Here is a 16050-nt window from a genome sequence, read left to right on the forward strand (position 1 = left end):
GAGCGATCAGCGACTATTGTATCGGACGATCCTTACTTTAGCAGCCACTCGCTTGCCGCGGCTTGCTGTTGTGCTGCCTCGCCGGTGAAAGTCACCAGGGCATTGGTCTCAGAGGCCGCGTGATACGCTGTGCTGATCAACTCAGGCTGTGAGCCTTCGCCAGCGAGCCACAGCGGGCGTGGAGCGTGCAGTGCGATCAGACCGGGTAGATCGAGATACTTTGCTCCACCCGGCAAGAACATCGGGTCGCGATAATCCAAGACTTGGCCAAAACGAAACCCTTGTGTATCGATCGCGATGCGGTCGACGGCATCTCCGGCAATCCCGCCCGCCACCGCAGCGATGGGACCGCTGTCGCGCCACCCGGCAATCGCAACGGTCTTTAGATCTCGATTCGGACAGGGGCCGGAGTTCGCGTGACGAAGAAAACGGACGAGGCTCAAGACATCGTGGGTGCGTTGGGCAAACAACGCGTGATTGTAGCCGAAGGTGTAACCGGCGAATTCGCGGGGATTTCCAACGACGCGAGTCTGCTTTACCGCTTCACCATTTTGCAGGAACAGATCAGCGCCCACCACGGTTGTGCCCGCTTGAACCAGTTTTCGCACGGCGGGGTTCACGCTGCCGTCGTCACTGTAAACGGCGGACTTGCCGGAATCATCGATCCAGATCACAACGCGGCCACTGGGGTGTTTCGGGCATAGCCAGACGACGTTCACTTCTTCGCCGTGTGTCTGGTTCAGTAGCGTGCCGGTGTGTTGCACGTAGTCGCCGCGATCCTGCTCGTGTTGTGGTGCCCACTGCACGTCGCCTGCGTTGGCGTAGGTGCGACCGATGATCACTTCCGCGGCCGGAAGGATAACGGTTTTCAAGCCTTCCGGTGTCGAAGCGGCGGCACTGAGTTGCTGCTCGGCGTCCTCGGTGAACCACGCCAGCAAGTTGCGTTCGAAATCGGGATCAGCGGCCTTGGGGGCGGGATGCTGGTCGTTCCAGACGGTGAGCTGCACGGGCGGCAGCGGGTCGAAATCGTGCTCGATCACCGGAGCTTGAAAACCAAGTTTGAAATGTTTATTCAGGAAGGTGTAGAAGGCCGAGCGAGTGACCGCGTTGTAATTGTGCGGGAAGTGTTCGCCCCGTTTCAAAAAGACGTCGCCCTGCTTGCCGTACGCCGCGTAGAGCTGTTGTAACTCGGGAAATCCCTTGGTGGCCAATTCCTTGGTCCAGTCGTCCGCAGTGTTCATGCCTTGCGGCCGAGGCGCTGCCAAGGCGGCAAATTCGATATTGCCGGTATTCACACGCAACAGACTTGCGTTTTCGCACGTGCAGCCCCCCTGCATCGCAGTGCTGACCATGACGACCGGAAATGACAGTTTGATGCGGTCATCGATCGCCGCCAAAATCATCGTCTGTGTACCGCCGCCGCTCGCACCGGTAACGGCGACACGCTGCGGATCGACCTCGGGCAAACTGAGCAGAAAGTCGAGTCCACGTACGGCGTTCAGTGTTTGCAGCCCCATCACGTTCTGGCAATGAGCCTCGGCTTGCGGGCTGAACAGGCCCCAGTGTTTTGTCTTGTTCATCTCCGGACGCTGTTTCGCAAAACCGTGGACAAGCTCACGCGAGAGCTGAATCGAATCGGAATCGCCGAGCATGTCCCACTGCCAAACCACGCATCCCATCAGGGCCAATTGGCGACATTGCGATTGGTAGGTGCTGCGTCCGGCCCGCTCAAACCGCTCGGCACCATCGGCGATTAGACTGCGTAACCTGTTTTCGGGCGTCATGTCCAAACGCGCATCCTTGTGGTGGCCATGCGCCAGCATGACTCCTGGCACCTTGCCCTCGATGTTGGTCGGACGGTACAGATTACCTGTTACAAAGAAACCAGGGGCGCTCTCGAAATAGACCTTCTCGACTGTGTACCCATCACGCTGGATCTTGCCGTGAACGACTGGATTGAGAGGTGTCTTGGTCGGCATCGGCCAGAGCCCGGTCGCCACGAGAATTTGCCGCCGTACGTATTGTTTGCGTGTCTCCCACTGCTCGAGCGATGCCGGTGGATCGAAGGGGAAGTAGCCATTCAGATCCTTGAGCGGCTGATGGCGGACGTCTTCGGCGGACACGGACACCGAACCAAACACTGCCGCAGCGGAGCACAGCAGAAGGGCAAACGCGATGAAATTTTTCATAGGGTGGGGCGCGAAGAAAGGGGACTCGTCAGCAGAGGCTGGACCGATCGAGAGGCGGGAGTCCTTTCAAGGCTACACCCCAGCAGTGGTGACTGCAAGCGAATCGACACGATGGCAGCCACCCGTCTAGGGAATTGGGAAGGTGCAGCTGGAAAGGTAGCTGGCACCTTCTGCGTCCTTCTGTCCTTCTCTTGATTCGCTAACGTCCAACGCGATCACAGAGGGGATGAAGATGGGGATCGAGAAATCGGCTGGCTATGGCAGCACGATCGTTTGTTCGCTCAGGATCGGATCGGCTGATCGATCTAGGGCAGCGTGGATCGACGCTTTAAAAATGCCTGAGGTGGATTCGGGCAGTTGGAAACGCAACTCACGTGACTCCTTCGGCAGCAACCACGCGTGATAGCCAGCCTCGCAAATCAACGGTGCCTCGTTGCCGCGAGTGAGCGTCACGATCAGATGCGGGGTTAGATGACGCGTGCCATGATTGGTGATTGGCAGTATCACGATTCGCGGATCGTGCTCGCTGACTTGGATCTTCCCGATCGCGACACTCGGATCGTGCGAACGATCGTCATTTAACATCGCCACGGGAACTTTCAGGGCGGCTGGGTTTGCCGCGGCTTCTGATTCGGCGTATAGAATCAGCTCGGCATACTTGTCCAGTTTGTCACCGGCGTGTCCGTTCATGGTGACCATCACTTTGCGCTGCGTGCGGGGAGCCAATTGAACTCGATCGGGCCGCACCCGCAGCCAGGAGACCTCGTCACCATCACGATCTTGCGTGACCAGCCGAATCGACACTGGTTTGTCCCCCTGGTTTTTCAGCGATAGCGGTACCAGCCGATTTCCACCGCGAAGCGTCGACAATTCGATGGCCGATGTGTGAACCTGGATCGACTTCAACACGCGTCCTACCACGCTGCGTTGGGCTTGAAAGTCGTATCGGCCAACGTGAACAGGAAACACTTGCTGAGTAACATCGCCACGGTCGTCCGAGACATCGATTTGTAGTTGATAATCGCCGGGGAACACCGGTTCGGGCAGCGCTGCCGCCAAAGTTACCTCGCTGCGAGGCAACACGGTGAGTTCAAATCGTTTCGGTACGGGCTGATGCAGTCGCGACTCCAATCCGAGCGGCACGTCGTTGATGACGACGTTGTTGGACGAATCGAGCAGGCGAGCGTTCGCGTGAAGCCGTCGCCCCGCGTCGTGCGGATTCCACAGCAACGCATTGACGTGAGCAAAACCATCGCGATCGACCAGCCCACCGGTGGTCAGACGAATTTCGCCTTGGCCTGCATTGGCGCGGCGAATGTCGGCCTCCAGACGCAATAGATAACGCGTGACGAATCGCACGCCGAGTTGTCGCGAGGTCGTTTTTTGGGAAAGCGGTTCTTCGCTGCGATCGGTCACCAACAGCCCGACGCTGACAAATTGACCGCTGTCCCGTGGTAGCGTCCAGGTTCCTTCGATCTCTTGGACCTCGCCCTGGTGTAGTCGCAGTTCGGTGGACGTCAACAGACGTACCGAGTCGGTGTCTTGCAGGTCTTCGGCGGCGGTGACTTTGCCATCACGATGCTGCACCAACGAGACCGGTTGAACCGAAAAGTCGATCGGCGTTTCGCCCCCGTGAAGCTCGAATTTAAAGCGAACGGTTTGTCCTGGTATCGCTTGGCACTGGAAAGCGAGCGGATCAATTCGGAACGTCGGGCGAAACCGCGCCTCGGCGTTGATCCTGGCAATCCGCTGCGACGGCGACTCACCATTGGCCGCTGTCGTCACCATAGCGAATAGCATTAGGATCAAAATTCGTCGGACAAAGCGTTTCATCCCCATAGGGTTCATCCTGATAAACGATTCGTGGTGAAATAAAGATGGCCACTTCGGCTTCCTGTTCGCGCCGTTCGATACGTTGGAATAGCCGTCCCATGTAGGGGACGTCGCCCAAGAATGGCAACTTGTTGACTTGGTCGACCTTTTGACGCTGAGTCAAGCCTCCGATCACAATCGTTTGTCCATCCATCACGTGGACGGATGTCGAGACACGGCGGCGATTGATCACGGGGAATTGGTCGTAGGCGTTCGCTTGGGTTTCGTCGCTGCGAATGTCCTCGCTGACCTCGGCGCGGTCGATGTGGATGGTGACATGCGGAGCGCGAATCTCTGGGGTCAACTCCAGCATGATGCCCGAATCCACTTTTTGGATGTCTTGTCGATAAAAGACTCCGTTGCCACTCGGCTGGACACTGAAAAAACTTTCGCGGCCGATATGAATTTCGGCCTTCTTACCGTCTTCGGTCGTGACCCGAGGTGCGGCACGGATTTTGACATGACCTTTTTGTTCGAGAGCACGAAGCAGCGCGCTCGTGAAACGAAAGTCGTTTAATTGAGAATTAAATCCCGCCGGTCCGTACTGGCCCGCCACCCCAAGTCCATCGAGCGTGAACGAACCTGCATTGATACCGTCAAGCTTCATCCCCTGATGGACGTCGAACCCGAAACGGTAATTCGTCTCGGGACTGTAAACGCAAACCAATGCTTCCAAGATGACTTGAGGCACGACTTTGTCGGTCTCTTCCAGCTCACGCAGGATCTGGTGTGCGGTGATCGGAGGCGCTTCGATCGCTAGCTTTCCTCCCTGTCCCATCACACGAACAAATTGTAAGTGTCGTTCGGGAAGTTGTGATTTCAATGATTCGGGTGTGCGATGCCGAGCTTCGTAGATGTATCTTTCTGCCAAAAATGGAAACAATGCCGACCCAGGTTCGGGAAGGCCGACATAGTACTCGTCGCCGTCTTGACGCCATCGGTATCCCAGCGGCAGCAGGATCTTGCGTAGGGCGCGTTCAAAATCCTCGTCTTCGATCACCGCGGTTACCGATCCTCGTACTTGATCGTCAATGATCACCGACATTCCCGCCTGCTCGGCCAGCGATTGAATCGCTTGGCGAACATCGGTTTCGACAAAGGCATCGTTTAACAGTGGCGTCGGTTGACTCAGCAGAGGCGATTGGTGATTGCCGTCGATCGGCTGAGGCTCGTACACTTCGTCCGCCATATCTCCATAGCTTGCCATGACCACCTGCGGTTCTTTTGAGGTGTCATCAGATGCGGTCACATGCCCAGCACTCTGGTGAGTGGACGCAGCACGATTTCCTTTTGAGATCGTTGGCCCCAGCGACGTGATACGCGATTTATTTTCCGGCAACGCATATCCGACGGGTGTCGACTCGATCAACGACTCGCGTTGCTTCGCATGATAGGCCACCGTGTTCGGTTTGCGCAGGGCTGTCGCAGGCAAGTTGAAAAACGGATCGGCAAGCACGGATTGGCTGTGCAGTTGGATCTCGTTTCGCGTTTGCTTTGTCTGGCATCCGCTAGTCGCGATGGCTGCGACCAGTGTGATGAACGCAATCGATGGTGCGATGTTCATGATACGCACGTCATTGGTTTCGACAGCTTGATAGTGAGGTTGAGATGCGAATCGCGGCAATCGTCTGCAAACGAAGTGATTAGTTTGCGGTGATTGTGGCGTAAACGGTCGTGCAGTAGGTTCCGGGCACCAGCGTGGCGACCGAACCGCTGTCCATCGACACGGTCAACTGTAACTCGACGTTTCCTGGTCCCGACGAACTCGCTTGCACTTGCGAACTCAAGTCAGGAACAAGGTTTGTGATATCGGATTGGTCCGAGACCACGTCGACAGCCCATCCTGCTTCGGTGTCAGAGGATGCAATCGCGAGATCAAGCTTCACATCGCGTGCAATCAGCGGCAGCGTGTCGTGTACGAATCCGGTGATCGTGGCAAAGGTGACGGTGGCACCGTCGCCATCATTGCAAACGGCAGAAAAGGTTTGCGGCGCAAACGACTTGATCCCCGCCGTCCCATCATGATTCAGGCTGATGGGACCGTTGGGTGCCAAGATGGCGAGCGCATTTTGGACGTTCACGCAAAAGTCGATCGACGCCGAAGTCTGTGCCTGTGCCTGTGTCCCGATGCCTATGCTGAGCCCTAACAGGACCAGCGTCCTCACTGCCGTATGCATAAATTGCCCCTATGCAAACCGATGCGAATAACTCGATGATGACAAGCCGCTACGCTTTAGCGAACATTGCTTCCGTTCCAGTAAGCTATGTTTCGCCCCTCAGAAGGTTGTCACCCTTGTGGGATCGGATTTCCGTTGCGGTCAACCGCAGAAATTTTTTGCTTCGCGAGCAAATACGCTGCATTCATTTGCACCAACCGAGGCAAGCGGTTGTGGGGTACACATTCTTTGTTAAGACTCGCGAATTGGCGGGATTCCGCAGTCCCCTCTGCCGCGAGGGGGATGCTTATGGTGTGCGTGAAGTGAGGTGCGTGCAATGAATTGTTGCTCAATCTCAATCGGGTTCCTCAGTACGTGAAAGCGGTCATTTCCCACATGGGCGCTGGATAAGTCTATACTGTTCATTCTCACCCCCCGATCCCACCACTTGATTGAAGGATGGTTTGATGAACCGTAAGCCCCCATTAAAGCCGACACGCCGCGAATTCTTGTCCACAACCTCCGCAATTGGCGGATCGTTGATCATCATGGGAACCAAAGCCACAGCGGGTATTAAAGGCGCTAACGACCGTGTGCGAATCGCGGTCGCGGGGCTGAACGGTCGTGGTCAAAGCCATATCGACGGATGGATGAAAGCGGACAACGTCGAGATTGCGTATGCCATCGATCCTGCAGAGAACGTGCTACAGAAGCGATTGGGCTCGATCGAGAAAAAGGCCGACGGCAAGTTTACGACCAAGGGAGTGGCCGATTTTCGCGACGCACTTGACGACAAGTCGCTCGACGCGATCTCGGTTGCCACCCCCAACCATTGGCACTCGCTGATCACAATTCGTGCGGCTCAAGCAGGTAAACACGTCTACGTCGAAAAGCCAATGAGCCATGATGTCGCCGAAGGCCGCGTGGCGGTCGAAGCTCAGAAGAAATATGGCGTTGTAATTCAGCACGGAACGCAGCGCCGCAGCGATGCGGGGGTGGCGGGGCTGCACGAAGCACTCAAATCAGGAGAGCTTCCGCGATTGAAGATTGCCTATGGTTACTGCTGCAAGCCTCGAGGTGGAATTGGATCCAAATCCCCCGGCACTCCGCCGTCGAATTTGAACTGGGATCTTTGGAAGGGGCCTGCCGTGATCGACCAATATCACGCCAACTATCACCCCTATAACTGGCACTGGTTCTGGGAAACCGGCAACGGCGATTTGAACAACCAAGGGACTCATCAATTGGATGTGGCTCGTTGGGCGATCGATGACGATCAAACGCATCCGGTTCGCGCGATGGCGATTGGCGGACGGTTTCAGTGGGACGACCAAGGGGAGACGCCTAACACGATGTTCTCGATGGCGGAATATCCCAACGGTCAAATGGTGTTCTTTAACGTTCGCAACGTGAATTACAAAGACTACAAACGCCAGGTCTATAACGAGTACTATCTCGAAGACGGCAGCGTGATCACAGGAGAGAGTCACTATCAGATCTTGCGTCCTGGGGCCGCAAAACCCGAAGGCTTGAAACTTTCCAAAGGCAAAGTGACACCCGGCGGCAATTGGAATTCCTTCATCGCTGCGGTGCGAGCAAACGATCCAAGCATGGCCAACGGCAATGTGCTGGACGCTCATTATGGATGCGTGCTGGGCCACCTGATGAACAATTCGTACCGGCTAGGTCACGAGGTGCCGTTTAGCGCCAGCGCAGGCCAATTTGGTGACAACCAGGATGCGACGCTGCACTTCAACAAATTGCACTCGATCATGGCCGATGGAGTCGGCGTGTCGGAGAAAGACGCGAAGTACCGTGTTGGTCCTATGTTGACGTTTGATCCCAAGACGGAAACGCACACCGGCGACTATGCCACCGAGGCCAATCGGTTGTTGAAGAACCCGAGCAACCCGGGCTTCAAAATTCCCGAGCTGAGCGAAGTTTAGAGGCGGCTCCGCTGCGGTTGGCAAGGATTTTTTTAATCGACAAGGCGGGCGTGTTCTTCGCTGAAACACGGTCGCCTTTTTGTTGGTTGAGAGCCACTTTGGGGCTAGCTTACGCCTCTTCGTCATCCTCGTCGTCGCCGAAGACGTCATTAAAATCTTCTTGGTCGAGAAATTGGATGCCGGCAATTTGGGCGTGATTCACTTCGGCGATTGCGTTGATACGATCATACATCTCGGTCAGCTCCGCTTCGTTATTCTTGCCCTCGATGAACAAACACAACGCAAATTGACCTTCCTCGTCCGGCTCATCGTAGCTTTCAATGGTGCCGATCGATTGCGTGTCCAACGCGACCGTCAACGCGTTTAACTCTTCCAGCGAAGACGCGAAAAGCAAGAACAGCCAGGGGAGATCGCCGTCGATTTCCAGTCCCGAGCTGGTATAATGCCGCAATCGCCAGTGAGCTTCATCAAGTGACATCCAATCGAAAAAATCATCTTCGTCGATTGGATCGTACGAGGTGACGTCGCCGAGTTCCAAACCGAATTCTTTTGCCAACGCATCAATTTCGTCCACGCACGCTTTGACTTGCTCGGCCGTCAACGCTTCACATCTTCGCAGCGCCAACATCGGGCCCGCCATCCGGGTATTGCCCTCTTCGTCGACATGTTCGACTTCTTCTTGAACATCCCACTGGTAGGAATCCGGAGCACGCTGACCGACTTTTTCCAGTAGCGCGATATCGGATGATTCAATCCCAAATACCCACTCCAGCGGTTCGTCGGTCTGATAGTCGAGTTCGTTGATCATGTGATCGAACAATTCGTCAATGTGTTTGTGGAAATCAGCGTTGGAATTGTTCATGCGGTGGTGCGATGGTCTGAAGGAGGAAAGGGGGCAGCGGAAAACGGGACGCAATGTTTTGCGTAGCATATCAGAGAATCCGCCTTTCGCGATGGCATCCGGTTTTCCGATTCGCCGCATGCCCGCTGGCCAGTTCCGTCGTGGGCGGCAGTCGCGTAGGGATTCGGGGTAAAAACGATCGCGATGGCCACCGAAGAAGACTTTGTGGCTGCTTAATGGGACCGTAATGCGCCTTGGCCGGTTTGGATTCGCTACAATAGCAACCACCCTCTCTAGCGAAGAGGGGCGTGGCGAGACGTTCTGTTTCCTTGTTGCAGGAGTGATTCACATGCGAATCGTTCATAAGTTGCTGCTGGCAACGCTCCTGCCTGCATTGCTGATTTGGTTCGTTGGCATGTATGCGACGCAGGTCAGCGAACGCAGTTTGCGGCACGCGATCGAAGCGACCTCGATGACCCGTGCCACCGCGGTGATGGACGAAATTGATCGGATCGTTCAGGCCCGCACGGCCGATTGGAAAGCGTATTCGCGAAGCGATCTAGCGCAGCAAGTCTTGGTCGCGTCGAATCAAGCGATCGAAGCACTAGAGGATCCCGCAGCGACGATCGAAGAGCGAGACCAGAGTTGGCGAGACACCCCTGCGGATGAAGCAACCAAATTCATGAGATCGCTTCTGCGGAACCCGCTCTCACGCGATCTTCGTCAACGGCTCAATAAGCTCAACGAAGGCAGCGGCTACACCATTTTTGGTGAAGTGTTCTTTACCAACCGCTTTGGCGTCAACGCGGCTCAAACCAGTCGAACCTCGGATTACCGTCAGGATGACGAGGCATGGTGGAAATATGCCTATCAAAACGAAGTCTACATCGGCGACGTGATGCTCGATGACAGTGCCGGTGTTTACTCGGTCGACATCTGTTTGCGTGTGGATGACGAGAGCGGAAAACCGCTTGGGGTATTGAAGGCCGTGATGAACATTCAAGAGGTGTTCAGCGTGATCGATACTCGGGTGGGCCGTTACCGAGACGACGAACGGTTGGTCTTGTTTACCGCCGAGGGGCGGGTGATTCGCGCCAGCAACGACGACACGAAGCCGTTGTCGGACGGTTCGATATACTTCAAAGACGTTCAGCTCGACGCCGATCATGCCAACGATGTGTATTATCGCCGTGATGAAGAGACCGGTGAAAAGTACCTGTCGGCATTCGCACTTTCGCGAGGTTACGGTGACTTCAAAGGCCTGGGGTGGATCACGATGGACGAACGCCGTGAATCCGTCGTCTTTGCTCCGGTGAATCGTTTGCGAAATCGAATTATCTGGTTGTCGTCATTGGCCACATTGGCAACGCTTTTGATTGGCGGCGCGACTGCGTTGTCGTTGTCCAAACGTCTCGACCAACTCACCGATGCAACGGTGTCGATCGGGCGTGGGGAATTGGATACGACCGTGGCAACCCGAGGCAACGATGAAGTGACCGAATTGGCTCGGAATTTCAATCGAATGGGCAGCGAGCTGCAGCAAACGCATCACGAGTTGACGCTTGCACGCGACGCGGCACGTGATGCGAACAAGGCCAAAAGTACGTTTCTGGCGAACATGAGTCATGAAATACGCACGCCAATGAACGGCATCATCGGGATGGGGGAATTGTTGGCGACCTCGCAATTGAGTGCCGAGCAGCGTGATTATTTGAATATGATGCAGCAGTCTGCCGATTCGCTGCTGCGGCTGTTGAACGATATTCTTGACTTTTCGAAGATCGAAGCAGGACGCTTGGAGCTCGAAGAGATCGGATTCAGTCTGCGAGACTGTATCGAAAAAACAGGCCAAGCGTTGTCGATACGGGCTGCGGAGAAGAACTTGGAGATGGCTTGCCGGATCGCCCCCGATCTGCCCGACACGTTCCTCGGTGATCCCGGGCGGATTCGGCAAATCCTTGTCAATCTGGCTGGCAATGCCATCAAGTTCACTCAGCAAGGCGAAGTGGTGATCGATGTCACTTGCCAATCACGCTGCGAAAACAAGATTCGATTGCATTTCCGCGTGATCGACACCGGCGTTGGCATTCCCGCCGAGAAGCAGGAAAAGATTTTTGAGGCGTTTGGGCAAGCCGATGCGTCAACCACTCGCGAATTTGGTGGCACTGGTCTGGGGTTGACCATTTCCTCGCAACTCGTCGCGATGATGAACGGCGAAATTTGGGTGGAAAGTGAAATCGACAAAGGGACCACATTCCATTTCACCCTTGAATTGACAGTCCAAGATGATTTGGAAAAACAACATCGGATGCAGGAATTGGCGACGCATCCGATGCACGTCCTGATCGTCGATGACAATCGCACCAACCGGCGAATTTTCGAGGAAGTGCTTAAAAGTTGGAACATGGAAACGGTTTCGACCGAAGCGGCGACGCAGGGGTTGAAGGAATTGGAACAAGCGGCGTCGTCCGAGCACCCATTTGATCTTGTGTTGCTTGACTACATGATGCCCGAAATGGATGGCTTCGGTTTTGCTGAACAGGTGCAAGCGGACGAGCGTTTGAGAGGCACAAGAATCATCATGCTCTCGTCAGCTGCGCAGAGCGGCGACGCCAAAAAATGTCAAGAGTTGGGGATCGTCCGTTACATGACCAAACCGGTGGTGCAGTCGGAATTGCTCAACACGATGCTCAGCGTGGTTCAAGAGCCAAGCCAATCCGAAGATCAGGATAGCGACACACCCGAGACTCAGGATGCAGACCGGGATGCCATGCGGCTGAACATCTTGCTTGCCGAGGATGGCTTGGTCAATCAGCGAGTCGCGACGGGACTTTTGAAGCGAAATGGGCACAAAGTCGTCATTGCCGAGGATGGCAAGAAGGCGATCCAAGCGTGGGAAAACGGCTCGTTCGACGTGATCCTAATGGATGTTCAAATGCCCGAGATGGATGGCATCGAAGCGACTGAGTGGATTCGGCAAAAAGAGCGAGCCAGCGGCGGTCATATCCCGATCGTGGCGATGACCGCCAATGCGATGAAAGGAGACCGCCAACGCTGTCTCGATGCCGGGATGGACGATTACGTATCCAAACCGATCCAGCCCGATTCGCTGTTTAAAGTGCTTTGCCAAGTGAGCGGGCAGTTGACATCGCAGCGGGGGGCCGAGGAGTCCTAGGGTGCCGAGTCGGTTTGACTGAGAACAGTTCGTAATCTCAGTTGCCAGAGTTGGAAACCGGCGTTGCCATGAACGGATTGGTTCGCTGTTGTCCGGTCGGCACTCGGTTTTCGAGTGTGTCGTTATTGACGGTAAAGGCGAACAGCGGCGTTTGGAACGCGTCTTCGTAGATATGTCGCACCGTCCATCCGTTTTCGGACGCCTCTTTGGCGAATGTGTTTTTCTTGGCCAACGCAATGCCCGCTTCTCGCATGCGTTCACGATTGACCTGCCGAAACTTGTTCACTCCGTCACGGCTGACGACGTACCAGAAGTCCACCGAGTCGACGGCCGGGTCGACCACGACTTTCTGTAGCATCGTGTACTCGTCGAGCAACTTCGGGCATTCAAGATTGGTCTGCGCCAGCGATTCTCGCATGTCCGTCTTGGGACCAAATTGGTCGCATCCCGATGCCATTGCCAAGCAAAAAACAACAAGGCTGACGAAAAAGAATGTTTTAGGGGGGCGAGTCGACATGAGGACGGACCATTACGAATCTTGAGGCTCGCCAACCACCGACGTTGGCGTTCAAAAAAAACGTAGGTCGGTTTGCAGTCGCTCGCAAACGATCCAAATTGAAACGGAGGACTCGGCGAGAAACGGATCCTCACAACCGGCAATACCGTTGGGACCGTTTAACAAACGTCGTCGAGATAAAACTTGCGAGTCTCGCCTGCTTGATTGGCTTGCCACAGCATTTTCGAATCGACGTCCAGACAGCTGAGCCACCCGTTGTCGTACACCCGAGTATCGATGCAAATCGCATTTTCGGTTCGAATGGGCAGTCCCGATTTCTGTGAGGTATGACCGCAGACCACGATTTTTCCCGAAACGTGCCGCGGGTGGAAACTAAACTTTTCCCAATACAGCACGTAATCGTCCGCCGCGCTCATCGGCACATCGGCGTCATAGCTGGCGTGCACAAAGATGTATTGCTCGGTTTCATAGTAAGGCAGCACGCGATCGCTAATAAAATGCCAGTGGGATCGTGGCACCAGATTCATCGTGTCGGCGTTCACTTTGTTGTCGATCGTGTACGAGCAAAGTGCCTCGTAGCCGCCGAAATTTAACCAACGTTGGAAGTGGTCTTTTTTCAGACGCGCTTGCGCCATCATCAGATCGTGGTTGCCTCGCAATGGATTGAGTTTGTGGGTTTTGTCTTTGCTGACCAACCAATCCAGCACGCGGCGTGAATCGGGACCGCGGTCGACGTAGTCCCCCAGAGTGACAAGGGTGTCGTCAGGTGTGATTTCGACAAACGTCTCAAGTGTAACGAGTGCTTTGTAACAACCATGGATATCACCGATGGCAAGTAATCGCGGCATTCTGATCGCTCCCTCTGTTCATAATCCAGCAAACGTTATCCAGCAAACGTTGCAAACGACTTGGCAAACGGCGTGCCTGTATCCTTAATAACACCTTTCCCCCCATCAAGGGAGACTACTGGTTACGTGTGGCTCCATCGCGGTTAGGTTAGCCCATCGGACGCTATCCCTGGGGGGAAGGTAACGAAACCGTGGCTAGCACCAAAACGGCTAACACGATCAGCCGTCATCAAAGGATGGGCGGTGCGTTCGGTTTGTCGAAATTTACTCGGCTGACCGCCGGTCTAGCAGAGGAGAAATGTGCGACTCCCAACGCCTTTTTTCTAGTTTAGAGAACTTCAGGGCTAATTGTCGCGGCCCTTTTGTCATTCCCAGGGCGCTTGGCAATCAGATTCTTGGTATTCTGTTAACATAAATTGAGGCGGACGGCCCTCGTCGCCAGAAGTACGCCATGATTGACTACCCCTTCCAGAAGTAAGGATGTTGCATGTCCGCAGACGCCGCGGCAAATCAGAACGGGATCAGCGAAGCTGACTCGAAACGATTGCATGAAGCTCGCAAGCGAATCATTGAACAATTGGGCAAAATCATCGTCGGCCAGGAAACGGTCATCGACGAAATCATGATCTGCCTGTTTAGCCGAGGGCACTGCATGCTCGAGGGGGTCCCGGGGCTAGCCAAAACGCTGATGATCAGCACGCTGGCTCAATCCTTGGATTTGTCCTTTAGCCGAATCCAATTCACCCCCGACTTGATGCCCGCCGACGTGACGGGAACCGAGATCATTGAAGAGGACCGCTCGTCCGGCAAACGTGATTTTCGTTTTATGGAAGGTCCGCTGTTTGCCAACGTCGTCCTCGCTGACGAAATCAACCGGACGCCGCCCAAAACGCAAGCCGCGCTGCTCGAAGCGATGCAGGAGCGTCAAGTCACCGTGGGCCGCAATCGGCACATGTTGTCGGATCCGTTTTTTGTCTTGGCGACGCAGAACCCGATCGAACAAGAGGGAACGTATCCGCTTCCCGAGGCCCAACAAGACCGATTTATGTTCAAGGTCTTTGTAGAGTACCCGAGTTTTGACGAAGAATTCGAAGTCGCGCGTCGCACGACCGGCAAAGCGGCTGAAAAAGTCGAAGCGGTGTTGGGAGCCGAAGAGATCCTCCGGCTGCAAGAATTGGTTCGCCAGGTTCCCGTCAGCGACCATGTTGTCCGCTATGCACTCTCGTTGGTGCGTCAAACGCGGGTGGGTGGCGAAGGGGTCCCCGACTTTGTCGACGAATTGGTTGGCTGGGGGGCTGGTCCGCGGGCGGTTCAGTTCTTGATCCTCGGCGGCAAAGCACGAGCGCTTTTGGAAGGCCGTTTTCATGTGCAGATCGAAGACATCCAATACTTGGCCAAACCGGTGCTCCGTCACCGCATGGTGGTCAACTTTGCCGCCGAAAGCGACGGAGTGACCAGCGACGACGTGATCCAACGCATTATTGCCGCGACGCCAACGACCGAGGACGAACTTTCCCGCGATGCCCGATTCCAAAAAATATTTGCGTCCTGAGGTTACCGCTCGGATTCGTCGACTCGAGTTGACGGCCCGCCGAGTGGTCGAAGGATTTTTATCGGGAATGCATCGGAGTCCGTACTTTGGACAATCGATCGAATTCCTGCAGCACCGCCAATACACTCGAGGCGACGAAATTCGTCACATCGATTGGAAAGTGTATGCGCGTCAAGATCGGTTGCACATCAAACAGTACGAAGAGGAAACCAATCTTCGGTTAACCCTGCTTGTCGATCGCTCGGCCAGTATGGCGTACGGTGATGGCGAATCGAATAAGTTTGATTATTCGGCATCCATCGCCGCTTCGCTTGCGTATCTTGCCCTGCGGCAAAAGGATGCTACGGGGCTCGTCACGTTCGATACAAAAGTGCGAGCGACCGTGCCGGCAAAGAGCAACCAACAGCAATTGAATCGGATTTTAGCGACGCTCGATTCGGTCGGCGCCGATGGCCGCACCGATTTGGTGGCGGTGGCCAAAGAGATTTCTCAGGGGCTGCCGCGTCGCGGTTTGGTGGTGATTATCTCGGATCTGCTTGGTGTCGATTCGCTGCTGGAAGGTTTGCGTTTGCTTCGCCAACGCGGGCATGATGTGGCGATGTTCCATGTGCTGCACGACCATGAAATCGACTTTGAATTCAATGGAGCCACCCGGTTTGAAGGCCTCGAAAGTGAAGACTTCTTGAACTGTAATCCACGTGCACTGCGTGAAGGTTACTTGGCCGCATTGGACGAATTTTTGTCAAGCACCAAGAAAGCGTGTGGACGTTTATCGATCGACTACCTGCAGGTCCGCACCAGCGAACCGCTCGATGCGGTGCTGGCCAAATTCCTGGCCGCTCGGCAATCGCTACCTAAACTGAAACGATAAACTCTACGAAAATGATTGCTCCAGCAAAAACGAGATGTTGTTGCTGAAACCTGTACTTTTACCCTTCACTCTTCTGACGTCGA

Annotated in this window: 11 protein-coding genes; 4 read left to right on the forward strand and 7 right to left on the reverse strand. The window is 55.1% G+C overall.

The genetic code is table 11. The features are described from left to right. Positions 1-32 precede the first annotated feature (32 nt). From ABEA92_RS07455 to ABEA92_RS07470, 4 genes are all read right to left on the reverse strand, one after another. Entirely contained in the window at positions 33-2189 is a 2157-nt protein-coding gene (locus tag ABEA92_RS07455; RefSeq protein WP_345683176.1) for an acetylxylan esterase, read from the reverse strand. A 255-nt stretch (positions 2190-2444) separates the two neighbouring features. Beyond that, entirely contained in the window at positions 2445-3989 is a 1545-nt protein-coding gene (locus ABEA92_RS07460) for a hypothetical protein (protein ID WP_345683177.1), read from the reverse strand. Beyond that, entirely contained in the window at positions 3952-5625 is a 1674-nt protein-coding gene (locus ABEA92_RS07465) for a type II secretion system protein GspD (RefSeq protein WP_345683178.1), read from the reverse strand. The genes ABEA92_RS07460 and ABEA92_RS07465 overlap by 38 nt, the downstream gene beginning before the upstream one ends. Before the next feature lie 79 nt (positions 5626-5704). Further along, positions 5705-6142 carry a hypothetical protein gene (locus ABEA92_RS07470; RefSeq protein WP_345683179.1) on the reverse strand — a complete coding sequence of 146 codons (438 nt, stop codon included), beginning with the start codon at positions 6140-6142 and terminating at the stop codon, positions 5705-5707. Between the two features lie 542 nt (positions 6143-6684). Between ABEA92_RS07470 and ABEA92_RS07475 the strand changes: the two genes are divergently transcribed. Next, the gene (locus ABEA92_RS07475; RefSeq protein WP_345683180.1) at positions 6685-8163 is read left to right on the forward strand and encodes a Gfo/Idh/MocA family protein; all 1479 of its coding nucleotides are present in this window, start codon (positions 6685-6687) and stop codon (positions 8161-8163) included. Between the two features lie 109 nt (positions 8164-8272). On the opposite strand, the gene ABEA92_RS07480 is transcribed toward ABEA92_RS07475, so the two are convergent. Beyond that, the gene (locus ABEA92_RS07480; RefSeq protein ID WP_345683181.1) at positions 8273-9025 is read right to left on the reverse strand and encodes a hypothetical protein; all 753 of its coding nucleotides are present in this window, start codon (positions 9023-9025) and stop codon (positions 8273-8275) included. Between the two features lie 328 nt (positions 9026-9353). Here ABEA92_RS07480 and ABEA92_RS07485 point away from each other — a divergent pair, with 328 nt between their 5' ends. Further along, entirely contained in the window at positions 9354-12179 is a 2826-nt protein-coding gene (locus ABEA92_RS07485; RefSeq protein ID WP_345683182.1) for a response regulator, read from the forward strand. Positions 12180-12216: 37 nt separating this feature from the next. Here ABEA92_RS07485 and ABEA92_RS07490 read toward each other — a convergent pair whose 3' ends face one another. Together ABEA92_RS07490 and ABEA92_RS07495 are read right to left on the reverse strand one after the other, a co-directional pair. Further along, the gene (locus ABEA92_RS07490) at positions 12217-12696 is read right to left on the reverse strand and encodes a hypothetical protein (protein ID WP_345683183.1); all 480 of its coding nucleotides are present in this window, start codon (positions 12694-12696) and stop codon (positions 12217-12219) included. Positions 12697-12854: 158 nt separating this feature from the next. Beyond that, complete coding sequence (locus tag ABEA92_RS07495) at positions 12855-13544, reverse strand: metallophosphoesterase family protein (RefSeq protein ID WP_345683184.1); 690 nt, start codon at positions 13542-13544, stop codon at positions 12855-12857. 487 nt (positions 13545-14031) lie between these two features. On the opposite strand from ABEA92_RS07495, the gene ABEA92_RS07500 reads away from it, so the two are divergent. Further along, positions 14032-15096 (forward strand): AAA family ATPase, encoded by a 1065-nt coding sequence (locus ABEA92_RS07500; RefSeq protein WP_345683185.1) that lies wholly within the window; start codon positions 14032-14034, stop codon positions 15094-15096. Further along, complete coding sequence (locus ABEA92_RS07505) at positions 15086-15967, forward strand: DUF58 domain-containing protein (protein ID WP_345683208.1); 882 nt, start codon at positions 15086-15088, stop codon at positions 15965-15967. Before ABEA92_RS07500 ends, ABEA92_RS07505 begins: the two co-directional genes overlap by 11 nt. Positions 15968-16050 lie beyond the last annotated feature (83 nt).

Origin of the sequence: Novipirellula caenicola, from assembly GCF_039545035.1 — a bacterium.
Lineage (GTDB): Bacteria > Planctomycetota > Planctomycetia > Pirellulales > Pirellulaceae > Novipirellula > Novipirellula caenicola.

Bases quoted from the DNA above. Each gene is read 5' to 3' on its own strand.
- ABEA92_RS07475 (WP_345683180.1), top strand. From the start codon at position 6,685: ATGAACCGTAAGCCCCCATTAAAGCCGACACGCCGCGAATTCTTGTCC.
- ABEA92_RS07490 (WP_345683183.1), bottom strand. From the start codon at position 12,696: ATGTCGACTCGCCCCCCTAAAACATTCTTTTTCGTCAGCCTTGTTGTT.
- ABEA92_RS07455 (WP_345683176.1), bottom strand. From the start codon at position 2,189: ATGAAAAATTTCATCGCGTTTGCCCTTCTGCTGTGCTCCGCTGCGGCA.
- ABEA92_RS07460 (WP_345683177.1), bottom strand. From the start codon at position 3,989: ATGCTATTCGCTATGGTGACGACAGCGGCCAATGGTGAGTCGCCGTCG.
- ABEA92_RS07465 (WP_345683178.1), bottom strand. From the start codon at position 5,625: ATGAACATCGCACCATCGATTGCGTTCATCACACTGGTCGCAGCCATC.
- ABEA92_RS07480 (WP_345683181.1), bottom strand. From the start codon at position 9,025: ATGAACAATTCCAACGCTGATTTCCACAAACACATTGACGAATTGTTC.
- ABEA92_RS07485 (WP_345683182.1), top strand. From the start codon at position 9,354: ATGCGAATCGTTCATAAGTTGCTGCTGGCAACGCTCCTGCCTGCATTG.
- ABEA92_RS07495 (WP_345683184.1), bottom strand. From the start codon at position 13,544: ATGCCGCGATTACTTGCCATCGGTGATATCCATGGTTGTTACAAAGCA.
- ABEA92_RS07500 (WP_345683185.1), top strand. From the start codon at position 14,032: ATGTCCGCAGACGCCGCGGCAAATCAGAACGGGATCAGCGAAGCTGAC.